General features: G+C 50.3%; 24 protein-coding genes. 9 read left to right on the top strand and 15 right to left on the bottom strand.

What is annotated here, in order from left to right; translation table 11 throughout:
- The first annotated feature begins 8 nt into the window (after nt 1-8).
- The 3 genes from hxpB (at nt 9) to tcyP (ending at nt 2,954) form a co-directional block, all read left to right on the top strand.
- Entirely contained in the window at nt 9-677 is a 669-nt protein-coding gene (gene hxpB / locus BEG40_RS02165; RefSeq protein ID WP_000106839.1) for a hexitol phosphatase HxpB, read from the top strand.
- Between the two features lie 162 nt (nt 678-839).
- Entirely contained in the window at nt 840-1,430 is a 591-nt protein-coding gene (locus BEG40_RS02160) for a metal-dependent hydrolase (protein WP_010349983.1), read from the top strand.
- A 132-nt stretch (nt 1,431-1,562) separates the two neighbouring features.
- Nucleotides 1,563-2,954, top strand: coding sequence for a cystine/sulfocysteine:cation symporter (tcyP, locus tag BEG40_RS02155; protein ID WP_001010734.1), 1,392 nt, complete (start codon nt 1,563-1,565; stop codon nt 2,952-2,954).
- A 45-nt stretch (nt 2,955-2,999) separates the two neighbouring features.
- Here tcyP and cedA read toward each other — a convergent pair whose 3' ends face one another.
- Nucleotides 3,000-3,263, bottom strand: coding sequence for a cell division activator CedA (gene cedA, locus BEG40_RS02150; RefSeq protein ID WP_001241546.1), 264 nt, complete (start codon nt 3,261-3,263; stop codon nt 3,000-3,002).
- A 182-nt stretch (nt 3,264-3,445) separates the two neighbouring features.
- Between cedA and katE the strand changes: the two genes are divergently transcribed.
- Nucleotides 3,446-5,707, top strand: a complete 2,262-nt coding sequence (katE, locus tag BEG40_RS02145; protein ID WP_105284804.1) for a catalase HPII — start codon at nt 3,446-3,448, stop codon at nt 5,705-5,707.
- 46 nt (nt 5,708-5,753) lie between these two features.
- Here the strand turns inward: katE and chbG are convergent, their stop codons facing one another.
- From chbG to osmE, 7 genes are all read right to left on the bottom strand, one after another.
- The gene (gene chbG / locus BEG40_RS02140) at nt 5,754-6,512 is read right to left on the bottom strand and encodes a chitin disaccharide deacetylase (RefSeq protein WP_000440423.1); all 759 of its coding nucleotides are present in this window, start codon (nt 6,510-6,512) and stop codon (nt 5,754-5,756) included.
- A gap of 12 nt (nt 6,513-6,524) precedes the next feature.
- Nucleotides 6,525-7,877 (bottom strand): 6-phospho-beta-glucosidase, encoded by a 1,353-nt coding sequence (celF, locus tag BEG40_RS02135; RefSeq protein ID WP_000078791.1) that lies wholly within the window; start codon nt 7,875-7,877, stop codon nt 6,525-6,527.
- Nucleotides 7,878-7,996: 119 nt separating this feature from the next.
- Entirely contained in the window at nt 7,997-8,839 is an 843-nt protein-coding gene (gene chbR / locus BEG40_RS02130) for a transcriptional regulator ChbR (protein ID WP_000983663.1), read from the bottom strand.
- A 7-nt stretch (nt 8,840-8,846) separates the two neighbouring features.
- Entirely contained in the window at nt 8,847-9,197 is a 351-nt protein-coding gene (gene chbA / locus BEG40_RS02125) for a PTS N,N'-diacetylchitobiose transporter subunit IIA (RefSeq protein WP_000968919.1), read from the bottom strand.
- A 51-nt stretch (nt 9,198-9,248) separates the two neighbouring features.
- Complete coding sequence (chbC, locus tag BEG40_RS02120; protein ID WP_000073031.1) at nt 9,249-10,607, bottom strand: PTS N,N'-diacetylchitobiose transporter subunit IIC; 1,359 nt, start codon at nt 10,605-10,607, stop codon at nt 9,249-9,251.
- 81 nt (nt 10,608-10,688) lie between these two features.
- Nucleotides 10,689-11,009, bottom strand: coding sequence for a PTS N,N'-diacetylchitobiose transporter subunit IIB (chbB, locus tag BEG40_RS02115; RefSeq protein ID WP_077128032.1), 321 nt, complete (start codon nt 11,007-11,009; stop codon nt 10,689-10,691).
- 300 nt (nt 11,010-11,309) lie between these two features.
- Entirely contained in the window at nt 11,310-11,648 is a 339-nt protein-coding gene (osmE, locus tag BEG40_RS02100) for an osmotically-inducible lipoprotein OsmE (RefSeq protein ID WP_001039038.1), read from the bottom strand.
- 200 nt (nt 11,649-11,848) lie between these two features.
- On the opposite strand from osmE, the gene nadE reads away from it, so the two are divergent.
- Together nadE and cho are read left to right on the top strand one after the other, a co-directional pair.
- Nucleotides 11,849-12,676: an NAD(+) synthase gene (gene nadE, locus BEG40_RS02095; RefSeq protein ID WP_105284803.1), complete on the top strand. Its 828-nt coding sequence runs from the start codon at nt 11,849-11,851 to the stop codon at nt 12,674-12,676.
- Nucleotides 12,677-12,905: 229 nt separating this feature from the next.
- Nucleotides 12,906-13,793 (top strand): excinuclease Cho, encoded by an 888-nt coding sequence (cho, locus tag BEG40_RS02090; RefSeq protein WP_000252348.1) that lies wholly within the window; start codon nt 12,906-12,908, stop codon nt 13,791-13,793.
- Here the strand turns inward: cho and ves are convergent.
- From ves to astC, 7 genes are all read right to left on the bottom strand, one after another.
- Nucleotides 13,753-14,328, bottom strand: coding sequence for an environmental stress-induced protein Ves (gene ves, locus BEG40_RS02085; RefSeq protein ID WP_010345878.1), 576 nt, complete (start codon nt 14,326-14,328; stop codon nt 13,753-13,755). The two genes, cho and ves, sit on opposite strands and share 41 nt — an antisense overlap.
- A 202-nt stretch (nt 14,329-14,530) precedes the next feature.
- Nucleotides 14,531-15,016 carry an ATP-independent periplasmic protein-refolding chaperone Spy gene (spy, locus tag BEG40_RS02080; protein ID WP_001228965.1) on the bottom strand — a complete coding sequence of 162 codons (486 nt, stop codon included), beginning with the start codon at nt 15,014-15,016 and terminating at the stop codon, nt 14,531-14,533.
- A 329-nt stretch (nt 15,017-15,345) separates the two neighbouring features.
- On the bottom strand, nt 15,346-16,314 hold the full coding sequence (astE, locus tag BEG40_RS02075) for a succinylglutamate desuccinylase (protein ID WP_000368468.1): 969 nt from the start codon (nt 16,312-16,314) through the stop codon (nt 15,346-15,348).
- Nucleotides 16,307-17,650, bottom strand: coding sequence for an N-succinylarginine dihydrolase (astB, locus tag BEG40_RS02070; RefSeq protein ID WP_105284802.1), 1,344 nt, complete (start codon nt 17,648-17,650; stop codon nt 16,307-16,309). The genes astE and astB overlap by 8 nt, the downstream gene beginning before the upstream one ends.
- Nucleotides 17,647-19,125: a succinylglutamate-semialdehyde dehydrogenase gene (gene astD / locus BEG40_RS02065; protein ID WP_105284801.1), complete on the bottom strand. Its 1,479-nt coding sequence runs from the start codon at nt 19,123-19,125 to the stop codon at nt 17,647-17,649. Before astD ends, astB begins: the two co-directional genes overlap by 4 nt.
- Nucleotides 19,122-20,156, bottom strand: coding sequence for an arginine N-succinyltransferase (astA, locus tag BEG40_RS02060; RefSeq protein ID WP_105284800.1), 1,035 nt, complete (start codon nt 20,154-20,156; stop codon nt 19,122-19,124). Before astA ends, astD begins: the two co-directional genes overlap by 4 nt.
- Complete coding sequence (gene astC, locus BEG40_RS02055; protein ID WP_105284799.1) at nt 20,153-21,373, bottom strand: succinylornithine/acetylornithine transaminase; 1,221 nt, start codon at nt 21,371-21,373, stop codon at nt 20,153-20,155. The genes astA and astC overlap by 4 nt, the downstream gene beginning before the upstream one ends.
- Nucleotides 21,374-21,817: 444 nt before the next feature.
- Here astC and xthA point away from each other — a divergent pair, with 444 nt between their 5' ends.
- The 3 genes from xthA (at nt 21,818) to ydjY (ending at nt 24,183) form a co-directional block, all read left to right on the top strand.
- Complete coding sequence (xthA, locus tag BEG40_RS02050; protein WP_021550678.1) at nt 21,818-22,624, top strand: exodeoxyribonuclease III; 807 nt, start codon at nt 21,818-21,820, stop codon at nt 22,622-22,624.
- A 166-nt stretch (nt 22,625-22,790) separates the two neighbouring features.
- Nucleotides 22,791-23,501, top strand: coding sequence for a TVP38/TMEM64 family protein (locus tag BEG40_RS02045; RefSeq protein WP_010356792.1), 711 nt, complete (start codon nt 22,791-22,793; stop codon nt 23,499-23,501).
- A gap of 4 nt (nt 23,502-23,505) precedes the next feature.
- Nucleotides 23,506-24,183, top strand: a complete 678-nt coding sequence (gene ydjY / locus BEG40_RS02040; protein ID WP_000939194.1) for a lipoprotein YdjY — start codon at nt 23,506-23,508, stop codon at nt 24,181-24,183.
- Nucleotides 24,184-24,193 lie beyond the last annotated feature (10 nt).

Below are 24,193 nucleotides of genomic sequence, written 5' to 3'. Positions count from 1 at the left end.
AGGTTGTAATGTCAACCCCGCGTCAGATTCTTGCTGCAATTTTCGATATGGATGGATTACTTATCGACTCAGAACCTTTATGGGATCGAGCCGAACTGGATGTGATGGCAAGCCTGGGGGTAGATATCTCCCGTCGTAACGAGCTACCGGACACCTTAGGTTTACGCATCGATATGGTGGTTGATCTGTGGTATGCCCGGCAACCGTGGAATGGGCCGAGTCGTCAGGAGGTAGTTGAACGGGTTATTGCCCGTGCCATTTCACTGGTTGAAGAGACGCGACCATTACTGCCTGGTGTGCGTGAGGCCGTTGCGCTATGCAAAGAACAAGGATTATTGGTAGGTCTGGCCTCCGCATCACCTTTGCATATGCTGGAAAAAGTGCTGACCATGTTTAACTTACGTGACAGTTTCGATGCCCTCGCCTCCGCCGAAAAGCTGCCTTACAGCAAGCCGCATCCACAAGTGTATCTCGACTGTGCAGCAAAACTGGGGGTTGATCCTCTCGCCTGCGTGGCGCTGGAAGACTCTGTAAATGGCATGATCGCCTCTAAAGCGGCACGTATGCGTTCTATCGTCGTCCCCGCGCCCGAAGCGCAAAATGATCCACGTTTTGTGTTGGCGAACGTAAAACTTTCATCTCTCACCGAATTGACCGCGACCGACCTCCTCGGCTAATAAAATCGGGCAGTGTCATAACTGCCCCTGGCTTTTTATCTGAATTTTTATTCAACTGGCGGATTTATCATCATTTTGTGATAAAGAGTTACACCGTCACCACTTCCGCGCACTGTATAAAAATCCTATACTGTACGTATCGACAGTTTAGTGAGTTTTATCATGACGGCGGAAGGTCACCTTCTCTTTTCTATTGCTTGTGCGGTATTTGCCAAAAATGCCGAGCTGACGCCCGTGCTGGCACAGGGTGACTGGTGGCATATTGTCCCTTCCGCGATCTTAACGTGTCTGTTACCGGACATCGACCACCCAAAATCGTTTCTTGGGCAGCGATTAAAGTGGATATCAAAACCCATTGCCCGCGCATTTGGACACCGTGGATTTACCCACAGTTTGCTGGCTGTATTTGCCCTGCTGGCAACCTTTTACCTCAAAGTTCCGGAAAGCTGGTTTATTCCGGCTGATGCACTGCAAGGTATGGTGCTGGGTTATTTGAGTCATATTATTGCCGATATGCTGACACCGGCTGGTGTTCCCCTGCTCTGGCCGTGTCGCTGGCGCTTTCGCCTGCCAATTCTGGTGCCACAAAAGGGCAATCAGCTGGAACGTTTTCTCTGCATGGCATTATTTGTCTGGTCGGTGTGGATGCCCCATTCTCTGCCTGAAAACAGCGCGGTTCGTTGGTCATCGCAAATGATCAATACCTTGCAGATCCAGTTTCATCGCCTTATTAAGCACCAGGTTGAATACTAAAAAAGCAAAAATCACCTTTCTGGAATAAGCAATTCCATTTGAATATAAGAGCCAGCTCACAGTTCTGTTAATCTTGCGCCAACACTATGACTGTTACACAGTGATAGAAATAATAAGATCAGGAGAACGGGGATGAACTTTCCATTAATTGCGAACATCGTGGTGTTCGTTGTTCTATTGTTTGTGCTGGCTCAGGCTCGCCACAAACAGTGGAGTCTGGCAAAAAAAGTACTGGTGGGTCTGGTGATGGGCGTGGTCTTTGGCCTTGCTCTGCATACCATTTATGGTTCTGACAGCCAGGTACTTAAAGATTCTGTACAGTGGTTTAACATTGTCGGTAACGGCTATGTTCAGCTACTGCAAATGATCGTTATGCCGTTAGTATTCGCCTCTATTCTGAGCGCGGTTGCTCGCCTGCATAACGCATCTCAGTTAGGAAAAATCAGTTTTCTGACCATCGGTACGCTGCTGTTTACCACGCTGATTGCGGCGCTGGTCGGTGTGCTGGTGACTAACCTGTTTGGTCTGACTGCTGAAGGTCTGGTTCAGGGTGGCGCTGAGACTGCCCGTCTGAACGCTATCGAAAGCAACTATGTCGGTAAAGTCGCGGATTTAAGTGTTCCGCAACTCATTCTGTCTTTTATCCCGAAAAACCCGTTTGCCGATCTGACCGGTGCGAATCCGACATCAATTATCAGCGTGGTAATTTTTGCCGCATTCCTCGGCGTCGCGGCGCTGAAACTGCTGAAAGATGATGCGCCGAAAGGTGAACGCGTTTTAACAGCTATCGACACACTGCAAAGCTGGGTGATGAAACTGGTTCGCCTGGTCATGCAACTAACCCCTTACGGCGTGCTTGCGCTGATGACCAAAGTGGTTGCCGGTTCCAACCTGCAAGACATCATTAAGCTGGGTAGCTTCGTTGTCGCGTCCTATCTGGGTCTTATCATTATGTTTGCGGTGCATGGCATTCTGCTGGGTATTAATGGCGTGAGTCCGCTGAAATACTTCCGTAAAGTGTGGCCGGTGCTGACGTTTGCTTTCACCAGTCGCTCCAGTGCAGCGTCTATTCCACTGAACGTTGAAGCACAAACGCGTCGTCTGGGTGTTCCTGAGTCTATCGCCAGTTTCGCCGCCTCTTTTGGGGCGACCATTGGTCAGAACGGCTGTGCCGGTTTGTATCCGGCAATGCTGGCGGTGATGGTTGCGCCAACGGTGGGCATTAACCCGCTGGACCCGATGTGGATTGCAACACTCGTCGGTATCGTCACAGTGAGTTCAGCAGGTGTTGCAGGTGTTGGTGGCGGTGCAACATTCGCCGCGTTAATTGTTCTGCCGGCGATGGGCCTGCCGGTAACGCTAGTGGCTCTGTTAATCTCCGTTGAACCGCTTATCGATATGGGTCGAACTGCATTGAACGTGAGCGGCTCAATGACCGCAGGTACGCTGACCAGCCAGTGGCTGAAGCAAACCGATAAGTCCATTCTGGACAGCGAAGACGACGCCGAACTGGCACACCGTTAATCCTGGTTCATAACGCAAAACGCCTGTCATTCGACAGGCGTTTTTTTATTCTTCGATCTCATTTTCCTGGCGCACTTGGTTAGCCCAACGCTGGGCGGACTCCGGCACGCTAAATGCTGGTGAGCGCAGGAATGACTCCCCCGTCAGAACAAACGCAACATATTTGCCACGCAGCATCCAGACATCGCGAAACGAATCCATCTTAATCGCATGTTCTGGCGGCGCAGGTTCCGTGCGAGGAACATAGCTAATAATCGGGCGGTTTTGCTGACGTAGCGGTTTCTTCATTACTGGCTTCACTAAACGCATATTAAAAATCAGAAAAATTGTAGTTTAGCTGATTTACCCCCCGTCCGTCCTGCTTTGCGTATATTCCCGAATACCTTCTCTGGCACCACTTCCAGAGCGGGATCACCCTGATGGTCTATAGTTAGAGGGTTTTTTGACCAAAACAGCGGCCCTTTCAGTAATGAATTAAGGAGACGAGTTCAATGTCGCAACATAACGAAAAGAACCCACATCAGCACCAGTCACCACTACACGACTCCAGCGAAGCGAAACCGGGAATGGACTCACTGGCACCTGAAGACGGATCTTATCGTCCAGCGGTTGAACCAACACCGCCAGGCGCACAACCTACCGCCCCCGGGAGTCTGAAAGCCCCTGATACGCGTAACGAAAAACTAAACTCTCTGGAAGACGTACGCAAAGGCAGTGAAAATTATGCGTTGACCACTAATCAGGGCGTGCGCATCGCCGACGATCAAAACTCACTGCGTGCCGGTAGCCGTGGTCCAACGCTGCTGGAAGATTTTATTCTGCGCGAGAAAATCACCCACTTCGACCATGAACGTATTCCGGAACGTATCGTTCACGCGCGTGGGTCAGCCGCTCACGGTTATTTCCAGCCATATAAAAACTTAAGCGATATCACCAAAGCCGACTTCCTGTCAGATCCGAACAAAATTACCCCGGTGTTCGTGCGTTTCTCTACCGTTCAGGGTGGCGCAGGTTCGGCAGATACGGTGCGTGATATCCGTGGTTTTGCCACCAAGTTCTATACCGAAGAGGGTATTTTTGACCTTGTTGGCAATAACACGCCAATCTTCTTTATTCAGGATGCACACAAATTTCCGGACTTTGTTCATGCGGTAAAACCAGAACCGCACTGGGCAATTCCGCAAGGGCAAAGCGCCCACGACACCTTCTGGGATTATGTATCCCTGCAACCAGAAACGCTCCACAACGTGATGTGGGCGATGTCAGATCGCGGAATACCACGCAGTTACCGCACCATGGAAGGCTTCGGCATTCACACCTTCCGCCTGATTAACGCCGAAGGTAAAGCGACCTTTGTACGTTTCCACTGGAAACCACTGGCAGGTAAAGCCTCACTGGTGTGGGATGAAGCGCAGAAACTCACCGGACGTGATCCAGACTTCCACCGCCGCGAACTGTGGGAAGCCATTGAAGCAGGCGATTTCCCGGAATACGAACTGGGCTTCCAGTTGATCCCCGAAGAAGATGAATTCAAATTCGACTTCGACCTGCTTGACCCAACGAAACTCATCCCGGAAGAGTTAGTACCCGTTCAGCGCGTCGGCAAAATGGCGCTTAACCGTAACCCGGATAACTTCTTTGCCGAAAACGAACAGGCAGCTTTCCATCCTGGTCATATTGTCCCTGGTCTGGATTTCACCAACGATCCGCTGTTGCAGGGACGTTTGTTCTCTTATACCGATACACAAATCAGCCGTCTTGGCGGGCCGAATTTTCATGAAATTCCGATTAATCGCCCTACCTGCCCGTACCACAATTTCCAGCGTGACGGTATGCATCGGATGGGAATCGACACTAACCCGGCGAATTACGAACCGAACTCGATCAACGATAACTGGCCGCGCGAAACGCCGCCGGGGCCAAAACGCGGCGGTTTTGAATCATACCAGGAACGCGTGGAAGGCAATAAAGTTCGCGAGCGCAGTCCATCGTTTGGCGAATATTATTCCCATCCGCGCCTGTTCTGGCTAAGTCAAACGCCGTTCGAGCAGCGCCATATAGTCGATGGTTTCAGCTTTGAGTTAAGCAAAGTTGTACGACCTTATATTCGTGAACGCGTCGTTGACCAGTTAGCGCATATTGATCTTAACCTGGCGCAGGCGGTAGCAAAAAATCTCGGTATCGAACTGACTGACGACCAACTGAATATCACCCCGCCACTGGACGTAAACGGGCTTAAAAAAGATCCTGCGTTAAGTTTGTATGCCATTCCTGACGGTGATGTGAAAGGCCGTGTGGTAGCTATTTTGCTTAATGATGAAGTGAAATCCGCAGACCTTCTGGCAATTCTGAAGGCGCTGAAAGCCAAAGGCGTTCATGCCAAACTGCTTTACTCACGGATGGGCGAAGTCACTACCGATGACGGTACGGTGTTGCCGATAGCAGCAACCTTTGCCGGGGCGCCATCGCTGACGGTCGATGCAGTCATTGTCCCTTGCGGTAATATCGCCGATATCGCAGACAACGGCGATGCAAACTACTATCTGATGGAAGCCTATAAGCACCTTAAACCGATTGCGCTGGCGGGCGATGCGCGCAAGTTTAAGGCGACAATCAAGGTTGATGACCAGGGTGAAGAAGGGATTGTGGAAGCCGACAGCGCCGACGGTAGTTTTATGGATGAACTGTTAACGCTAATGGCAGCGCACCGCGTCTGGTCACGAATTCCTAAGATTGATAAAATTCCGGCGTAAATATGAATAAAGTCACTCCCCCAGGGGAGTGACTTTACAAACTACCTTACACATCAAGATAACTACCCAACCGATAACCTCGCTCGGCAATGGCATACTTCAGCGATGCGGATGTCAACACTTCCAGCTCCGTTAACCGTGGAAAGCAATAAGCACTCTGGCGAATTGTATTATCGACAAACGCCGGATGGCACATCACTTCCAGCGAACGTTCACCACGATGACTGGAATCATCCAGCACTTGCAGAAACAGTGACTCGCTAATCTCTTCACCATAGAACGCGCTACTGAATCCCTGCGAGCTGCGCAGATTAGCCGGTAAATCACCATCATAAGATAGCGGCTGACGGTCGATGCGCAACGCAATCCCCTCTTCAGCCGCAAACTTCGCCACAATCGGGAAAATCTGCGGGAACATATGCACATGATGATGGCTATCAAGGTGCGTTGGTTTGCGCCCAAATAGCTCAATGAAACGCAGATACTGACTGGCAAGTTCCTGAGCAATTTCCTCCAGCGGTAAAGCATCTTCTTCCGCCAGTTGCCAGATCCACTTCCCTAACACACCTTCGCGGGTTAAACCCGGCATTGCAGTCAGCGGCTTGCCCAGGGTGAGAACAAAGTGCATTCCAACTGCCAGACTCGGTTCATCGCGACTCAACTGCACCGCATGGTCGATAGCTTCACCATTCACCAGCGCCGTCGTCGACGTGACAATACCGTTTCGGCAGGCCTCGATAATGCCGTAGTTCTGGCCTTTACTTAGGCCAAAGTCATCGGCATTAACAATCAGTAAGCGTTCCATAATCAGCCCCGGTTAATGTGCTTTTTTAAGTTCTGCTATGCAGTCGGCAAAGTTTGGCAGCCATTTCTCGTGCGCCAGAATCATCTCGCGTGCCAGCAGCTCAGCATCACGATCGGAGTGCACCAACGGGCTAAGGTTTAGCGCCAGTAACACATCGTTAAATTCCCCGCTAAGTGCTGCGTTGCTGGCCGCAATCTCGAAGCCTTTGATGGTGTGAATCAGCCCCATCACTTTGTCATCGAAATGCGTAATGCGCGGATGTGGCGTCGCGCCATCGCGCCCCAGCGTGCAGGTCATTTCTACCGCCCAGTCTGCCGGAATATTATCAATATGCCCATGATGCGGGATATTAACGTAATGTTCCGTTTGCTTGTCGTTGTAGATAGCGTTGATGACTTCGCACGCTGCATCAGAGTAATAAGCCCCACCGCGCTGCTCCAGCTCTTTCGGTTTCACTTTCAGATCCGGGTTTTTATACAGATCAAAGAGTTGCTTCTCGACTTTCTGTACCACCTGCGCACGCGCGCCGCCTTTGTAGTATTCACCCATTTCAATCGCCAGCATCTCTTTTTGCTTGAAGTAATAAAGCAAATAGGAACACGGCAACAGGTTCAGAGCCCGAATTAAACCTTCGCTAAACGGCAGATCGAAAATATTTTTAACACCAGATGCTTTTAACTGCCCGGATGCCACACCATCAAGCAATTCGGCGAAACGTGATTTGCCATTTACCAAAACATCCTTAATAAACACCATGTGGTTCAGGCCGAACAGATCGATAGATAAATCATCGTTCTCATTCAAGGCTAAAACATCGCCGATAAACATTTTCATGCCAATCGGAATATTACACACGCCGATAAAGCGTTTAAATCCGGTATGACGATAGACCGCTTCAGTGACCATTCCCGCCGGGTTAGTGAAGTTGATCACCCACGCATTCGGACAAAGTTCTTCGACATCTTTTACGATGTCAAAAATCACCGGAATGGTGCGCAGACCTTTAAACAGTCCACCCGCACCATTAGTTTCCTGGCCAAGATAACCATGACTTAACGGAATACGTTCATCCAGTTCGCGTGCTGGTAATTGACCTACGCGCAGTTGGGTAGTGACAAAATCTGCCCCTTTCAGCGCCTCACGACGATCAAGCGTTTTATAAAGTTTAATCGGTACACCAGCGTTATCGATCATTCGCTGGCAGAGATCAAAGATAATATCCAGTTTTGCTTTACCACCTTCGACATCCACCAGCCATAATTCAGTCACCGGCAATTCGTGATAACGCTTAATAAACCCTTCCAGCAGTTCCGGGGTATAACTACTCCCGCCACCAATAGTGACGACTTTTAATTTCTGGCTCATAATTTCTCCCTTCATCAGGAAATACTAATATTATTCATACCTGCCTCTACGTCAGGAATATCCCGGTCTCCCCAGGATAAATAAGGCACGCATGTAAATTTAATGATCAGTGACAATAGCTACTGATTAAATTCAGTCAATTTCTTACGATAACTATTTGGTGTAAAAGATGTTAGTTTCTTAAACGTTTTAATAAACAGGCTTGGGCTACTATAACCCGCTTCAAATGCAATATCAGTCACAGAATAGTTGGTCATTTCCAGTTGTTTTTTGGCAAAGTTAATGCGGATTTCATTAATAATCTGCATCGGCGTTTTGCCATAATATCGCTGAGTCGCACGCGTCAAATACTCCTGCGATTTAGCCGATAACATCACCATATTTTCCAGCGCATTCTCACTGAACTGCGCTTTATCATGCATCTTTTCAACCGTACTTTTTAACCACTGTGGCACATCATCAATCACCTGTTCTTCGCGGTAATGACGTAAACGGTTAATGACATAAAAAGTGACTATCTCAACAAATTCTTCCAGACCGGTTTCGCTGAAATTCAATGAAGAAATCACCGTTTCCACATAGGTAAGAAAAGTATTATTTGTTCGGTAAACCTGTGAAGCAACAAAGCAATAAGGCAACAACGGCAAATAATGCTGTTCAAAAAAACGTTTACTGATCCCAACGTTCAATATGCGCGTGGCACCAAACTCATAAAAACTTTGATGGTGTGATCCTAACGGAATAAAAACAAAATCGCCCCGTTCCAGCAACACGCGCTTACCGTTAATCTCCTGGAAATAACGACCAGTTAAAACCAGGGTAAATTCATAATAGTCATGCTGATGCAATCCAGTAATACTTTCCGTTTTATTGTAGATAAATACATGGAAATTTTTGCCATTAAACAACTGCTGTTCACGGGCAGTGGCAATTTCCGGCGCATTAATCACTGGCTGCATCATCGACTCCTTATGCCTTCAGTTTTTCATGAAGCTCAATTAATTCGGTAATCAGTTCACGTGCAAGCATGGAAGTCATTAAATGATCCTGGGCGTGAACCAGCACCAGACTCACTTTCATCTTGCCTTCGCCCGCGTCGCCTTCAATCAGTTTCGTCTGTACCAGATGCGCTTCATTCAAGGCCATCCGCGACTGATCCATCATGGCTTTTGCCGCTGCAAAATCGCCCTGCTTCGCCTGCTTCAGCGCCGCATACGCCAGGCTGCGCGCTTGTCCGGAGTTGATGATAAGCCCCATCACCACTTCTTCCAGTTCCTCAGCTTCCGTTTGCGTATCAGGAATATTATCGAGATCCATCATACATCGTTCCTCTCTATTCTTACTGGCACGAGTTGCCCGTGCCAGCGTCGATTAAAATTTCAGGGCGTTAGCAATATCTTCTTCGCTCTCTTCTTTATCAATCACGTTCTGCGCTTTGTTTGCCACCACGACAAATGGCAGATATATCAGCGTTGCGATGCCAAGGTTGAAGAGTGCGACCAGCAATGCGGCGACGCTACCGTTAGTATTAAAGAAGGCTCCCAGACCGGTTGGCATGGTCCACGGTGCAATGTTAGTCACCGGTGGGATGATGCCCATGTAGTACGCCGCCAGAGTAATTGCCGCCAGAATAGGTTGCACCAGAACAAACGGGATAAACATCACCGGGTTCATGATAATCGGCAGACCAAACAGAATCGGTTCATTAATCTGGAAGATGCCCGACGGCAGCGCCAGTTTTGCCACCTGACGATAGTCAGCACGGCGAGAAGCGATAAAGATAGCCAGAATCAGCCCCAGGGTCGCACCGCTGCCCCCGAGGAAAATAAAGGAATCCAGCATCGGCTTGGCCCAGATATGGAAGGTCTTACCGGCTGCCAGCGCCGCTTCGACGGAGCCATATTGTTGATAGGTGGCGATGTTTTCCAGCGCCCACGGCGTCATAATGCCGTTGTCCAGCGCGGTCAGCGCCAGAGCACCGTGAATACCGAAGAACCACAGCAGCGGAACAAAGATCACATACGCCCAGCCGACCACGCTACCCAACGATGCCAGCGGCGTCGAGATGGTATCCATAATAATCTGATGGAAGTTAGTGCCCCAGGTATTCAGCGCCCAGGCAATAATTCCCATCACAGAAAGAATAATAAAGCCGGGAATTAATGCTGAGAAAGAACGTGAGACCGATGTCGGTACACTGTCGGGTAATTTAATCACCCAGTTGCGGTGGACAATAAAGGTAAACATTTCTGCCACCACCAGGCCGATAATAATCCCGGAAATGATATTCGCGCCACCTAACCAGTTTGCGCCGACCGCATAAGCTTCACCGACACTATAAGGCGTGACGGTCATAAATGCCGCAACGGATAACAACCCTGCCGCGAGCGCATCGACTTTACGCTCTTCTGCCAGCGCCATACCGATAAAAAACGGCGCCATTAAAGACATAATCCCTAATGTTCCGTTGTATACGTTTCCACCAATACCTTTCAGGCCATTGAGTGTTTCAATGGTTGAGGCATCGAGGCGAATACCTAAGGAGTAAAAAAACGACCCCTCCCCAAAGCTCAGAAAAACGTTATTGATTAATACAAACATGGCCCCCGCAAGGGTTAACGGCATTAAGCGAATAAAGCCGTTTTTGATTGCATTAACGTGTGGCTGTTTTCCTATTTTGACTGCAAAAGGGAGGAGTACCTTTTCAAGCGATGCAATAACATTACTCATAGAAAAATACCCTTAAAAACCGCAATTAAAGTATTGCGGTATAGATTTATGAAATAACTCTTTGACGGAAAAATTTAAAAATTAATTTGCTGCGGCTTTTTTAATTGCTGCAACTGCAGCCTTAAGCACGCCTAAACCATCGACTTTGCCATATAACAGTGAATCAATGACTTCAACAGGTTTGTTGGGTAACAAACGCTGAATTTCGGGCAACATATAAGCAATCTGCGGCCCTAATAACACGACATCGGCATTCTGACCTTTTTCACCCGCCAGTGTTTCCGGAAATGCTTCAATAATGACCGAAACTTCATATTTTTCTGCCTGTGCGCGCATTTTTGATACCAGTAAAGAGGTAGACATGCCCGCAGAACAAAACAGATAAATGTGTTTCTTTTCCATAAAACTGCCCTCATCAACGATTATCTGTCAGCCAGACACTCCGCAAGCCTTCACCTGCTTCCATGCTCTGGGTAACTTGCGAAACCAACATGACTTTTTTTGGTGGCTGAAAAGAGTATACGGTATTGACCTGAACGATAGTATTTCTTTGACCATACAAATTGTCTCTCCTTGACCTGTTGTTATGACCTTCTTCACATTTCGGTTAAATAATTCGCGACAATAAATAAGAACACGAGGTAAAAAAAAACCGGCGCAATGGCCGGTTTCCGTTGTAACTCAAGCTTTCAGGCGAAGAAATTACTTCGCTGCTTGTGGATCGGTGTCGTATTCGGCACAGGTCTGATAGCCGGAGTTGATGACATGTCCGGTATCATCTAAGGCGACAAAATAGGTTTCTGCTTTACCATCACGTTGACCCAAGATATAGGTCTGGCAAGTACCACGAGCATGGATCATGCTCACTTCAGACGAAGGTTTACCCGCAATTTGTGCAACCTGCGCCCGGCTCATGCCTTTTTTGACGTCTTTCACCACAGGCTGTACAAACTGGTCTTTGGTACGATCATACGCCGTACAACCTGCCAGCATGGTTAATACCGCCGCTGCACCCAGAATTCCTGCCATATTCTTGTTCATATTCCGTCCTCTTGTTTATCAGCGTGTTAGATAAGCCTGGAATACATTGGGCGCTTTTTCAAGCCTGTGAACGAAACGGCTCTGCTTTCAGAGGATTCCTGTATGACGTTTTAACCGCCATTCAACCTGCTGTCGCTTGTCGTTTCTGTAGCAACGGGTTAGCTTTAAGGAAGTTTTATTTTTCTGTCTGGAGGGGTTCAATGACATTGCAACAACAAATAATAAAGGCGCTGGGCGCAAAACCGCAGATTAATGCTGAAGAGGAAATTCGCCGCAGCATCGATTTTCTGAAAAGCTATTTGCAAACCTACCCGTTCATTAAATCATTGGTGCTCGGGATCAGCGGCGGTCAGGACTCCACTCTTGCCGGGAAACTGTGTCAAATGGCAATTAACGAGCTACGTCAGGAAACGGGCAACGCGGCACTGCAATTCATTGCCGTGCGCCTGCCCTATGGTGTTCAGGCTGATGAACAGGATTGTCAGGACGCTATTGCCTTTATTCAACCGGATCGCGTATTAACCGTGAATATCAAGGGCGCGGTATTGGCCAGCGAACAGGCGCTGCGCGAGGCGGGTATTGAATTAAGTGATTTCGTTCGCGGCAATGAAAAAGCGCGTGAGCGGATGAAAGCGCAATACAGCATTGCAGGCATGACCAACGGTGTCGTGGTTGGCACCGATCATGCGGCAGAAGCCATTACCGGATTCTTCACTAAATACGGTGACGGTGGTACTGACATTAACCCGCTATACCGTCTGAACAAGCGTCAGGGCAAACAGTTACTGGCGGCATTAGGTTGCCCGGAACATCTCTATAAGAAGGCGCCAACAGCCGACCTGGAAGATGACCGCCCTTCCCTGCCAGATGAAGTGGCACTCGGCGTGAGCTATGACAATATCGATGACTATCTGGAAGGGAAAGCCGTACCCGAACAGGTCGCCAGAACAATAGAAAACTGGTATCTGAAAACCGAACATAAACGCCGTCCGCCAATTACGGTTTTCGATGATTTCTGGAAAAAGTAATCATTTGCACATAATGGCTTGTGCAAAAAAGAGTGCTTTGTTCATGCCAGATGCGGCGTGAACGCCTTATTCGGCCTACAAAACTTTGCAAATTCAGTACATTGCAGGAGTCGAGTAGGCCTGATAAGCGTAGCGCATCAGGCGGTGTTACTTTTGTCATCGACCCGCCTCTTTTTTAATCGTTTCCCGCCTGTTACACTGGATAGATAACCAGCATTTGGAGTCAACAGTGGTACGGCGTTTAACTTCCCTGCGGCCAGAATTTGAAGCGGCGGCAATCTACGAATATCCCGAACATTTACGTTCATTCCTTAATGACTTACCCACCCGACCAGGGGTCTATCTGTTTCATGGCGAAAGTGACACCATGCCGCTCTATATTGGCAAAAGCGTTAATATCCGCAGCCGGGTGCTTTCTCATTTACGCACTCAGGATGAAGCCGCCATGCTGCGGCAATCAAGGCGAATTAGTTGGATCTGCACCGCAGGTGAAATCGGCGCTCTACTCCTTGAAGCGCGATTAATTAAAGAACAACAGCCACTGTTTAATAAACGCTTGCGCCGTAATCGCCAGCTCTGTGCCCTGCAACTGAATGAAAAGCGTGTCGATGTGGTGTATGCCAAAGACGTGGATTTTTCTACCGCAGCAAACTTATTCGGCCTGTTTGCCAACCGTCGTGCGGCTTTACAAGCATTACAGACCATCGCCGATGAACAAAAACTTTGTTATGGCCTGCTCGGGCTGGAACCGTTAAGTCGCGGGCGCGCTTGTTTTCGTTCGGCGCTAAAACGTTGCGCCGGGGCGTGCTGCGGTAAAGAGAGCCATGACGCTCATGCGCTACGTTTGCGCCAGTCTCTGGAGCGTTTGCGGGTTGTTTGTTGGCCGTGGCGAGGTGCGGTGGCGCTGAAAGAACAGCATCCGGAAATGACCCAATATCATATTATTCATAACTGGCTGTGGCTGGGCGCGGTTAATTCGTTAGAAGAAGCTGCAACGTTAATCCGTACACCCGCCGGGTTTGATCACGACGGTTATAAAATCCTCTGTAAACCGCTGCTTTCCGGCAACTATGAAATCACTGAACTTGATCCGGTGAATAGCCTGCCAGCCAGTTAATTTCACTGAACAGCAGTTTGCCTTGCGGTTGCAAAAGCCGCAGGGTGTGCCTGCCATCGTACCAGCACGCGCCCTGGTCGGTAGTCAACAGCTTGTCGCCCAGTTGCCACGCTCCGCTAATCACAAACACCACCCCACCGCGTGAGCCAAAAGTGGTGAACGTGCGATCGGCAATTCTGACTTTCGCTTTACAGGCATCAAGGCGCGTCATAATGTTGAAATCCATTGACATCTGACCTTCAGTCAGTTTCGCTTTTACCACCTGATCCGCCGCGAAAGCAAAAGGCTGTAGCGGCTTTAAGGTATGGCTAAAACGGTTAGTGCTTTCAAGGAGCATCTCACCGCCTTCCAGCAGCGTCACGCTCCTTTCCATTCCCGGAAACAACGAAAACTCACCATTTGCCGCAATGGAAGCAATGCTGGCACGCCAGTAAAAATCACGTTTTGCCGGAGGAAAGCTACAGATTTCCCGAGTTTCACCGGCAGCGTTTCGCCACAGGTTCACCGACATTTTACGCATATCAAAGTATTCCATACTCGCTCCCGGCATACTCTTTTCATTGTTATCGTTCAGGCAACCGTGGATTGTTATCGGCAACTCGGGTGATTTACCTTAGTAGTGATTAGGCTTTTTTTGCAAAAGTTGTAGAACAGAAAAGAAAACCGCCGATCCTGTCCACCGCATTGCTGCAAGGTAGTGGACAAGACCGGCGGTCTTAAGTTGTCAGGCTGAAAGATTATTCAGCAGTTGCAGGCATTTTACCTTTTGCCGCAGGGCGTTCTGTCAGACGCTTCTCAAAATTAGCATTAAATTGCTTTTTCTGCTCCGGCGTCAGGATGTTGTAAATCTTGTTCTGGGTTTCCAGGTGCGCCAGCATGTTAGCTTTGCGCTGTTCTTCCATTTTTGCGATCTGCGCTTCAGCTTTCGCTTTGTCGAAGGTATCGCTGGCAATAATGTCATGCATTGCGCGGCGTTCTTCCAGCGGCGGGCGTTTCATCTGGTCACGCTGGCCTTTCATGATTTCGCGAATCTGCTGTTTCTGCGCGTCGGTCAGGTTCAGATCTTTAAACATCATGTCGTGATGCGGACCGAATTTACCTTTATGGTGCATCATCGGCTTCGCGTCAGCCGGTGCTGCGGTAGTGGTATCGGCGGCATGGGCCAGGTTAGCCGCGCCAAAAGCCAGGGTAGAGGCAACAAACAGTGCAGTTAATTTACGCATATTCTATATCCTTCCTTTCAGTTATTTATTACGGCTTTCTTAAGTAACGTGCCGTGTTGACGAGATTAACTTTACTGACTTTAGCGTCAATTAATCAGAGCAACGGTAAAACAATGAAAGTGTAAAAAACACTTTTGCGCCAATTATGGAGAAAAAAAGAAAATTTGATGGAGAGTGATGATGAAATATTACAACACACTGATTTTGCAGGAATTATGAAGAACTATACCTGATGACTGGTGATAAATAAAGCAAATAACCAGGATTAATCCGCATTATTTCATTAAAAAGCCAGTAAATACCCGCAGAATGATTTCTGCGGGCAAGTATTAGGTTATTTTTTCCAGCATTAATCCCGCACGTAATCCCGTCGCCACCAATGGATTAGGGAATAACACATACTCAACATCATGAGTCACAGTAAAATGTTCCTCACCATCCTGCGCCAACAACGTTCCTTTCTTAAACGGCGTGAAGTTCAGCGTCTCGCTTGCCATATGCAGTTCGAAGGATGATGAGTGGCGGGTAATTTGCGAAACGACCCGATAGCGTAGCGGCGACGTTCTCTCAGTACCGACACTCACGCCAGATAACAGCGCAGCAATCGCGCTGGCGGTGGGTGAAAACTGGCGAAGATCGTTTTTGCCAAATGGCAATGCTTTACCAAGTTCCAGCGTACACGCCAGTGCACCGAAATGTTCGGCACTACAATGGGTAAACGTGCCCCCCGGCGCCTGGTGAAACACCAATGCCTCCAGCCCTGCCGCACCCAGCCATGTCAGAAAGTTTTCGTCCCAGGGAATATTACGTTGCGGTAAAACACCAAACCGTGGGTGATACGAACCACGAATCGCGGTATGCAGATCAAGGTGCCAGCGAACAGACTCTTTACCCTGTTCATAAAAATCTTCCAGACACTGTTCCAGTTCGCGCGCACGGCACGTTTCGCCGCTTTCGGCAAATCGCTGCCAGCGTCCGCCAAACATTCGATTCATATCGCTATGGCAATAACGTGTCCCTTGCTTCAGCGCCGGGGGATTTCCAAGGATCGCCAGCAGCCGCCAGCGTAGAGGGATCTCGCCGTGGAGAATCGCGCCAAGCAAAGCATCGAGCATTTCTACCGGCGCGGTTTCATTACCGTGTATTCCCGCAGAAATCACCAGCGCACCCTGCGGTGGCGTTAACGGCGTCAGTTCCAGCAGCCCGTCGCCCAGCCAGCGCCAGCGGACACCGTTGTTTTCCCGCTCTGTTATGGCTGGCTTTTTGCCCGTTAAAGTCAGGGCAAGAAAATTATCCATTACCCCCTCCCTCCCGCTGAAACGGGTAAACCGAACCGAGATTCAGTAAACGAGTCAGTGCATCCAGAGCTTCCCTTCCTTCACGCAGCAATTGCGGGTCAGCAAGATCGGCGGCAGTAAGACGATCGCGATAGTAGCGATCCACCCAGTCATGGAGCGTATTAAACAAGGTATCATTCATCATCACAGCCGGGTTTACCGTCTGATATTCTTCTGCCGTCAGCACCACACGTAACCGCAGGCACGCCGGGCCTCCGCCGTTTGCCATGCTTTCGCGTAAATCAAAAACTTTCAGCTCGCTTATCGGGTTATCGGCAGCAAGCAATTCATTGAGATAACGCCATACTCCAGCATGTTCCCGACACTCCTGTGGCAGCACCAACACCATCGAACCATCATCACGGCTCAGTAACTGGCTGTTAAAAAGATAAGTCGAGACAGCATCCGCTACAGAAACCTGTGCCGCCGGAACTTCTATCACCATAAAACCGTTCACCCGCGCGCGCAGGTTTGCCAGTAACTGCGCCTGGCGGGCGAACGCCTGCTGATGGCAAAACAGCACCTGGCGGTTGCTCACCGCAATGACATCATTATGAAAAACCCCCTGGTCGATGACGTCCGGATTTTGCTGGGCGAAAATCACCTGCTGCGGATTCACCTGATTCAACCTGGCGACCGCCTCACTGGCTTCGCGGGTTTGCCGCGCCGGATAACGGGAAGGTCGAGTGCCATTGCCCTCTTCTCGGCCATAGACAAAAACCTGTATACCCGGATCACCATAGTTACCACCGAGCCGATTGTGATTTGCCGCCCCCTCATCCCCCAGCATCGCCACCTGCGGCAAAGCAGAATGAACGGTGAACTTCTCTTCATCATTAAAAATCGCTTTTAACAGCGATTCGGTGACGGGTGCTTCCAGCGAACGGTGAAATTTATTGTTCAGGTTGGCGACGGTCAGATGCACTTTGCCATCCAGCGTATCAGCGGATGGCGCTACCGTGGCTGCATTCGCTACCCACATTGGCGAAGCGGAACTGACGCTGGAAAGCCAGTGCGCAGCCTGACGGGCAACCTTTTCCAGCACGTGTTCATCGCTGCCGTTGAATCCCAGTTGACGCAAAACCGGGATAAACGGTCGCTCGTGCGGCGGCATCACCGCCTGCGGGAATCCCGCATCAGCAAGGGCTTTCATTTTCAGTAAACCCTGTTTTGCCGCCAGTCGCGGATTAGAGACCTGAAAACGGTGACGGGTAGAGGCTTCATTACCAAACGACAGGCCCGCGTAATGATGTGTCAGCCCCACCAACCCGTCGAAATTCACTTCCCGGGCGTTCATGGCACCACCTCATCGGAGAAATCCAGACCGGGGTTAAGCGTCGCAGGCAACGTTAACGTGTCTGACTCCAGGCTAGCCATCGGCCAGGCACAATAATCTGCGGCATACCAGGCGCTGGGGCGATGGTTGCCGGAAGCGCCAACGCCGCCGAATGGTGCAGTACTGGCAGCGCCGGTAAGCGGTTTGTTCCAGTTGACGATCCCCGCACGCGCTTCCAGTAACAGTCGATCGAACTTTTCCCGCTCCGGTGACACCAGCCCGCAAGAGAGGCCAAAGCGAGTGTTATTCGCCATCTTAATCGCCTCATCAAAGGTGTCATAACGCCAGATGCGCAATAGCGGCCCAAACACTTCTTCATCCGGCACACCGACAACGCCTGACATTTCAATGATCCCCGGCGTCAGCAATGATGTTCCTGCGCGCAGCAAACGTGGCGCAAGCAGGGTTCGCCCGCCCATCGCTTCCAGTTCCTGCCAGGCGGTAACAACCTGCTGCGCGGCCTGTTCAGAAATCAGCCCGCCAATAAACGGCTGTGGTTCGTCATCCCAGTTACCCGGCGTTAACCGCTGGCTGACGGCAACCAGGCGAGCAAGGAACGCATCGCCCTGCGCCCCGCGTTTAAGCATTAAACGGCGGGCGCAAGTGCAGCGTTGCCCGGCAGTGACAAATGCTGACTGAATAGTCAGGTGGACAGCGGCGTCGATATCCGCCACGTCATCAATAATCAGCGGGTTATTGCCACCCATTTCGAGGGCGAGGATTTTTTCCGGCTGACCGGAGAGCTGGCGATGCAGCTGGTAGCCAGTGTTGGCGCTACCGGTAAACAGCAAACCGTCGAGATCTTCCAGCGCACTCAGCACCTGACCCGTTTCGCGCCCCCCCTGCACCAGATTCAGCACACCCGGCGGCAAGCCAGCCTGCTGCCATAAGCGCATTACCACCTCGCCGCTCCACGGTGTCAGTTCGCTGGGTTTAAAGATAATTGTGTTGCCTGCCAGCAGCGCCGGAACGATATGCCCGTTCGGCAAATGCCCTGGGAAATTGTACGGTCCAAACACCGCCAGTACGCCGTGTGGGCGATGGCGCAAACTCGCCGCACCGTCAGGCATTTCGCTGCGCTGCTCGCCCGTGCGCACGTGATATGCCTTGATTGAAATAGCGATTTTATTAATCATTGCCGTCACTTCGGTTGCCGCTTCCCAGCGCGGTTTGCCTGTTTCTCTGGCAATAATCGCCGTTAATTCGGCTTTATTGCTTTCCAGCAGTCCGGCAAAGCGTTCAACTCTTACCTGACGATCGCCAAAGGAGAGCCGCGCCCAACGCGGAAACGCGGCGCGAGCAGCACGACAAGCCAGCTCCACCTGAGCGGCATCGGCATCATTGCCTTGCCATAATACGTCGCCCGATACCGGATTATGCTTCACGCGAAGTTCGCCCTGCCCCGTCACCCAGTCGCCGTTGATCCATAAAGTCATGTTGTTTTCTCCTCTGCGCACAGGCGCACCAGACGAACGAGCTCCCCGGCGTGGCACTTGAGAGCGTCCAGTTGTGCGGCGGTTAAAATCAAACGCTGGGTTGCCGGATCGGCACGCACCAGTACCACGCGGAAATGGTGATAATTTTCATTGGCGACCAGACAAGCCGGGAAATCCCCCTGCGCTGGCTGCCCTTCCGCGACTTCCACCAGCCGACTTTTGCGGATGGCGCGAACGCGGTCGATGTCGCACTCCAGCGTCGGCCCACCGTCGAAGATGTCGATATAGTTACGGTAGCGAAAACCTTCTTTTTCCAGCACCGCACGCGCGGGGGCTGTTTGCGGATGCACCTGGCCGATAACGTCCTGCGCTTCCTGGGATAAAAAGTCCGTATAGATCGGATGTTTTGGCATCAGTTCAGCGATAAACGCCTTTTGACCAGTACCGCAGAGAAAATCAGCGCGGCTAAAATCCATCGAAAAGAAGCGTTTACCGAGGCTTTGCCAGAACGGCGAATAGCCGTGTTCGTCAATCACCCCGCGCATTTCGGCGACCACTTTGTCGTTAAACTTGTCACGAAAAGCCGCCATAAACATAAAGCGCGATTTCGACAGCAAATAGCCATTGCCCTCTTTGCGCCACTCCGGGTCGAGGAACAGCGTGCATAACTCACTGCTTCCGGTGTGATCATTACTGAGAAACAGCGTCGGTAGCGCGTTATAGACATTCAACTCTTTCGAAGCGTGAACCAGCGTACCGACGCGATAGTTGTACCAGGGATCGTTTAGCCCGACAGCCACCTCAATAGCGCAAATACCCGCCACGGTGCCTGTCTCGCTCTCTTCCAGCACGAACACATAACCCTGCTCGCTTTCGGGTAATTCGCCCTGCCAGGTTTTAATGGATCTGTCGATACGCGCCGAAAGCGTGGCTTCATTGGCAGGGAGCGACGTCAGGCCGCCGCCCGTTTTACCTGCAAGCTGCATTAAGGCTGCGACATCGGTGCGCTCAACGGGACGGATGACCATCATGATGAACCCCGGCTAACAAAGCGTTCGCAAGTAGCGGCAAAGCGATCCAGTCCGGTCGTCACCTCTTCTTCGCTGACGTTGAGCGCCGGCGCAAAACGCACCACGTTGCCACCCGCAATCAGCACCATCACGCCTGCTTTCGCCGCCTCCTGAGAGATCTGTTTCGCTTGTCCGGCGTAATCCGCATTCAGCACACAGCCAATCAACAGACCTAATCCGCGAATTTCACTGAACAAACCGCAGCGATGATTAATGATATTAAGACGCTCAACAAACCAGTCGTGACGCTGTTTGACACCATTAAGCATCTCTGGCGTGTTGATGAGATCAAGCACTTTACCCGCCACCGCCGAGGCCAGCGGATTACCACCATAGGTGGTGCCGTGAGTGCCAACGGTCATCACCCGACCGCACTCTTCGGTTGCCAGCAGCGCACCAACCGGGAAACCTCCGCCCAGAGCTTTAGCGGTGGTCAGCAGATCGGGCGTCACCCCGTAGTGCATATAGGCATAAAGTTCACCGGTACGCCCGACGCCGGTTTGTACCTCATCGAAAATCAGCAATGCATTGTGGCGATCGCATAACTCACGCAATCCCTGCAAAAATGCCTTACTGGCTGGCACCACGCCGCCTTCGCCCTGTACTGGCTCGACAATCACCGCGCAGGTGGAGTCGTCAATCAGCGCACTGGCAGAATTAATATCGTTATACGCGGCATGGCGGATATCCGGCGGCAGTGGCGCGAAATCCTGTGAATAGGCTGGCTGCCCGCCGGCACTAACGGTAAACAGCGTGCGCCCGTGGAAAGCATTTTTAAACGCCACGATGCCGCTCTTATGGCTACCGTAGCGGTCGTGAGCGTATTTGCGCGCCAGTTTCAACGCCGCTTCGTTGGCTTCCGCGCCGGAGTTACAGAAGAACACGCGATCGGCAAACGTCGCGTCAATGAGCTTTTTCGCCAGCCGTAATACTGGCTCGTTGGTGTAACCATTACCGGTATGCCAGAACTTACTCGCCTGCTCGTTCAGCGTCTCCCGCAGTTCCGGATGCGCATGACCTAGTGCGTTCACTGCAATGCCACCCGCGAAGTCGATATACTCTTTCCCCTGCTGATCCCACAAGCGCGAACCTTCGCCACGTACCGGAATAAACGGTGCCGGAGCGTAAACAGGTATCATCCATTCATCAAAGTTTTCACGCGTAATTAGCTGAGACATAGCGGCCCCTACAGTAAATAAATAGTTATTTATATGTTAATAATAAGTGATGTTTACGCTGTAAATGTAGATTGCAGGGTTCGTGCCAGCCAGTGGTAAAAGTGCATAAACGGCGGCAGTTAACTGGAAATCAAGGCGTTACAACCCAGCGATATGCACCTGAAGTGCATATAAAGTGAATACGTTTGCGATACTGATGAATAAAAAGAATAAAAAACGAAATGTTATGCAGAAGTAAAATATAATTCTGGAATTGTGATCGTTGACGAAATTTACTGGAAATTACTGCACCGTTCTGACGCAGTCGCACCAAAAACGGGCATTTTTTGCGCCATCGTTGGCATCATTAACAACCATCGATCAAATCACTTAACAACAGGCAGTAAGCACGGCGAATTTCTGCTAACATCCACGCACTCTTTATCTGAATAAATGGCAGCGACTATGAAATTTGTCTCTTTTAATATCAACGGTCTGCGCGCCAGACCACACCAGCTTGAAGCCATCGTCGAAAAGCACCAACCGGATGTGATTGGTTTGCAGGAGACAAAAGTTCATGATGATATGTTTCCGCTCGAACAAGTAGCAAAGCTTGGCTACAACGTCTTTTATCACGGGCAGAAAGGCCATTATGGCGTGGCGCTGCTGACCAAAGAGACGCCGATTGCTGTGCGTCGCGGCTTCCCCGGTGATGGCGAAGAGGCTCAACGACGAATTATTATGGCGGAAATTCCCTCGCCGCTGGGCAATGTCACCGTGATCAACGGCTACTTTCCGCAGGGTGAAAGCCGCGACCATCCGATTAAATTCCCGGCGAAAGCGCAGTTTTACCAGAACCTGCAAAACTACCTGGAAACCGAACTCAAGCGTGAGAATCCGGTGCTGATTATGGGCGATATGAATATCAGCCCTACAGACCTCGATATCGGCATTGGAGAAGAGAACCGCAAACGCTGGCTGCGTACTGGTAAATGTTCTTTCCTGCCAGAAGAACGCGAATGGATGGAGAGACTGATTAACTGGGGTCTGGTGGATACTTTCCGCCATGCGAACCCGGAAACGGCAGATCGTTTCTCGTGGTTTGATTACCGCTCAAAAGGTTTTGACGATAACCGTGGTCTGCGCATCGACCTGCTTCTCGCCAGCCAACCGCTGGCAGAATGTTGCGTAGAAACCGGCATCGACTATGAAATTCGCAGCATGGAAAAACCGTCCGATCACGCCCCAGTGTGGGCGACCTTCCGCCGCTAATTTCTCTGTTCTCCTGGCTCACTCTGGGTCAGGAGAATTAACCTTGAGAAAAATCAACAAACTGTCAGTAATGATTTGTTGCCCGCCGTCCTTTGTTATACCGTCACTGCGTTTTTAGTTGTCTGACCACTTCTCTATTATCAAGTTTGATATAGGAAACTCCACGATGAACGCTGAGCGTAAATTTCTTTTTGCCTGTCTTATTTTTGCGCTGGTCATTTACGCTATCCACACTTTCGGTTTATTCGATCTGCTCACCGATTTACCTCACTTACAGGCGCTTATTCGCCAGAGCGGATTTTTCGGTTATAGCCTCTATATTCTGTTATTCATCATCGCCACTCTCTTTCTGTTACCGGGTAGCATACTGGTGATCGCCGGAGGAATAGTCTTTGGCCCGCTCTTAGGGACGTTTCTTTCATTAATTGCCGCCACGCTGGCCTCGTCATGCTCCTTCCTTTTGGCACGCTGGCTGGGACGTGATTTACTGCTGAAATACGTTGGTCATAGCCACACTTTTCAGGCCATAGAAAAAGGTATTACGCGTAACGGTATCGATTTTCTTATTTTGACCCGCTTAATCCCGCTATTTCCTTACAATATTCAAAATTATGCTTATGGATTAACCGCCATCGCCTTCTGGCCTTATACCCTTATTTCGGCATTAACTACTCTGCCCGGAATAGTTATTTATACCGTAATGGCAAGCGATCTCGCCAGTGAGGGCATTACGCTGCGCTTTATTTTAAAACTCTGTCTGGCAGGACTGGCGCTGTTTATTCTCGTTCAGTTCGCCAGACTCTACGCCCGACACAAACATGTGGATCTGTCTGCTTCACGCCGCAGCCCACTTACTCACCCCAAAAATGAAGGATAGAACGATGTTGCAACATTATTCAGCGTCATGGAAAAAAGGACTGGCTGCACTGTGTTTACTGGCAACCGCAGGGCTTAGTGGCTGCGATCAAAAAGAAAATACGGTGGCAAAAGTGGAATACGACGGGCTTTCCGCCAGCCAGCCACTGCGTGTCGATGCCAATAACCATACGGTCACCATGTTAGTGCAAATTAATGGTCGTTTTCTGACAGACGATACCCGCCACGGCATTGTGTTTAAAGATGGCTCCAACGGACATAAATCGCTGTTTATGGGTTATGCGACCCCGAAAGCATTTTATGAAGCCCTGAAACAAGCCGGTGGCACGCCGGGCGAAAACATGACGATGGATAATAAAGAAACGACCCATGTGGCGGGCAGCAAACTGGATATTTCGGTCAACTGGCAAGGGGCGGCAAAAGCGTATTCCTTCGATGAGGTGATTGTCGATAGCAATGGCAAGAAACTGGACATGCGCTTTGGCGGTAATTTAGCGGCGGCAGAAGAGAAGAAAACTGGCTGTCTGGTGTGTCTCGATAGCTGTCCAGTCGGTATCGTCAGCAATGCGACATACACTTATGGGGCCGTGGAAAAACGCGGTGAAGTGCAATTCAAAGGTAATGCGTCGGTTCTCCCGGCAGATAACACGCTGGCAACGGTTACCTTTAAAATTGCCGAATAAAACCAGGATA

Source organism: Escherichia sp. MOD1-EC5495, assembly GCF_002965965.1.
GTDB classification, from domain to species: domain Bacteria; phylum Pseudomonadota; class Gammaproteobacteria; order Enterobacterales; family Enterobacteriaceae; genus Escherichia; species Escherichia ruysiae.
This window is presented reverse-complemented; position numbering and strand designations above follow the sequence as displayed.

Coding starts and splice junctions, on each gene's coding strand:
- ydjY (WP_000939194.1), top strand. CDS start 23,506: ATGTTGCAACATTATTCAGCGTCATGGAAAAAAGGACTGGCTGCACTG.
- chbG (WP_000440423.1), bottom strand. CDS start 6,512: ATGGAACGCTTACTGATTGTTAATGCCGATGACTTTGGCCTAAGTAAA.
- astB (WP_105284802.1), bottom strand. CDS start 17,650: ATGAACGCCCGGGAAGTGAATTTCGACGGGTTGGTGGGGCTGACACAT.
- BEG40_RS02045 (WP_010356792.1), top strand. CDS start 22,791: ATGAACGCTGAGCGTAAATTTCTTTTTGCCTGTCTTATTTTTGCGCTG.
- astE (WP_000368468.1), bottom strand. CDS start 16,314: ATGGATAATTTTCTTGCCCTGACTTTAACGGGCAAAAAGCCAGCCATA.
- xthA (WP_021550678.1), top strand. CDS start 21,818: ATGAAATTTGTCTCTTTTAATATCAACGGTCTGCGCGCCAGACCACAC.
- chbR (WP_000983663.1), bottom strand. CDS start 8,839: ATGATGCAGCCAGTGATTAATGCGCCGGAAATTGCCACTGCCCGTGAA.
- cedA (WP_001241546.1), bottom strand. CDS start 3,263: ATGCGTTTAGTGAAGCCAGTAATGAAGAAACCGCTACGTCAGCAAAAC.
- ves (WP_010345878.1), bottom strand. CDS start 14,328: ATGGAATACTTTGATATGCGTAAAATGTCGGTGAACCTGTGGCGAAAC.
- astC (WP_105284799.1), bottom strand. CDS start 21,373: ATGTCTCAGCTAATTACGCGTGAAAACTTTGATGAATGGATGATACCT.
- osmE (WP_001039038.1), bottom strand. CDS start 11,648: ATGAACAAGAATATGGCAGGAATTCTGGGTGCAGCGGCGGTATTAACC.
- celF (WP_000078791.1), bottom strand. CDS start 7,877: ATGAGCCAGAAATTAAAAGTCGTCACTATTGGTGGCGGGAGTAGTTAT.
- BEG40_RS02160 (WP_010349983.1), top strand. CDS start 840: ATGACGGCGGAAGGTCACCTTCTCTTTTCTATTGCTTGTGCGGTATTT.
- nadE (WP_105284803.1), top strand. CDS start 11,849: ATGACATTGCAACAACAAATAATAAAGGCGCTGGGCGCAAAACCGCAG.
- astD (WP_105284801.1), bottom strand. CDS start 19,125: ATGACTTTATGGATCAACGGCGACTGGGTGACGGGGCAGGGCGAACTT.
- spy (WP_001228965.1), bottom strand. CDS start 15,016: ATGCGTAAATTAACTGCACTGTTTGTTGCCTCTACCCTGGCTTTTGGC.
- hxpB (WP_000106839.1), top strand. CDS start 9: ATGTCAACCCCGCGTCAGATTCTTGCTGCAATTTTCGATATGGATGGA.
- astA (WP_105284800.1), bottom strand. CDS start 20,156: ATGATGGTCATCCGTCCCGTTGAGCGCACCGATGTCGCAGCCTTAATG.
- chbA (WP_000968919.1), bottom strand. CDS start 9,197: ATGATGGATCTCGATAATATTCCTGATACGCAAACGGAAGCTGAGGAA.
- chbB (WP_077128032.1), bottom strand. CDS start 11,009: ATGGAAAAGAAACACATTTATCTGTTTTGTTCTGCGGGCATGTCTACC.
- chbC (WP_000073031.1), bottom strand. CDS start 10,607: ATGAGTAATGTTATTGCATCGCTTGAAAAGGTACTCCTCCCTTTTGCA.
- katE (WP_105284804.1), top strand. CDS start 3,446: ATGTCGCAACATAACGAAAAGAACCCACATCAGCACCAGTCACCACTA.
- tcyP (WP_001010734.1), top strand. CDS start 1,563: ATGAACTTTCCATTAATTGCGAACATCGTGGTGTTCGTTGTTCTATTG.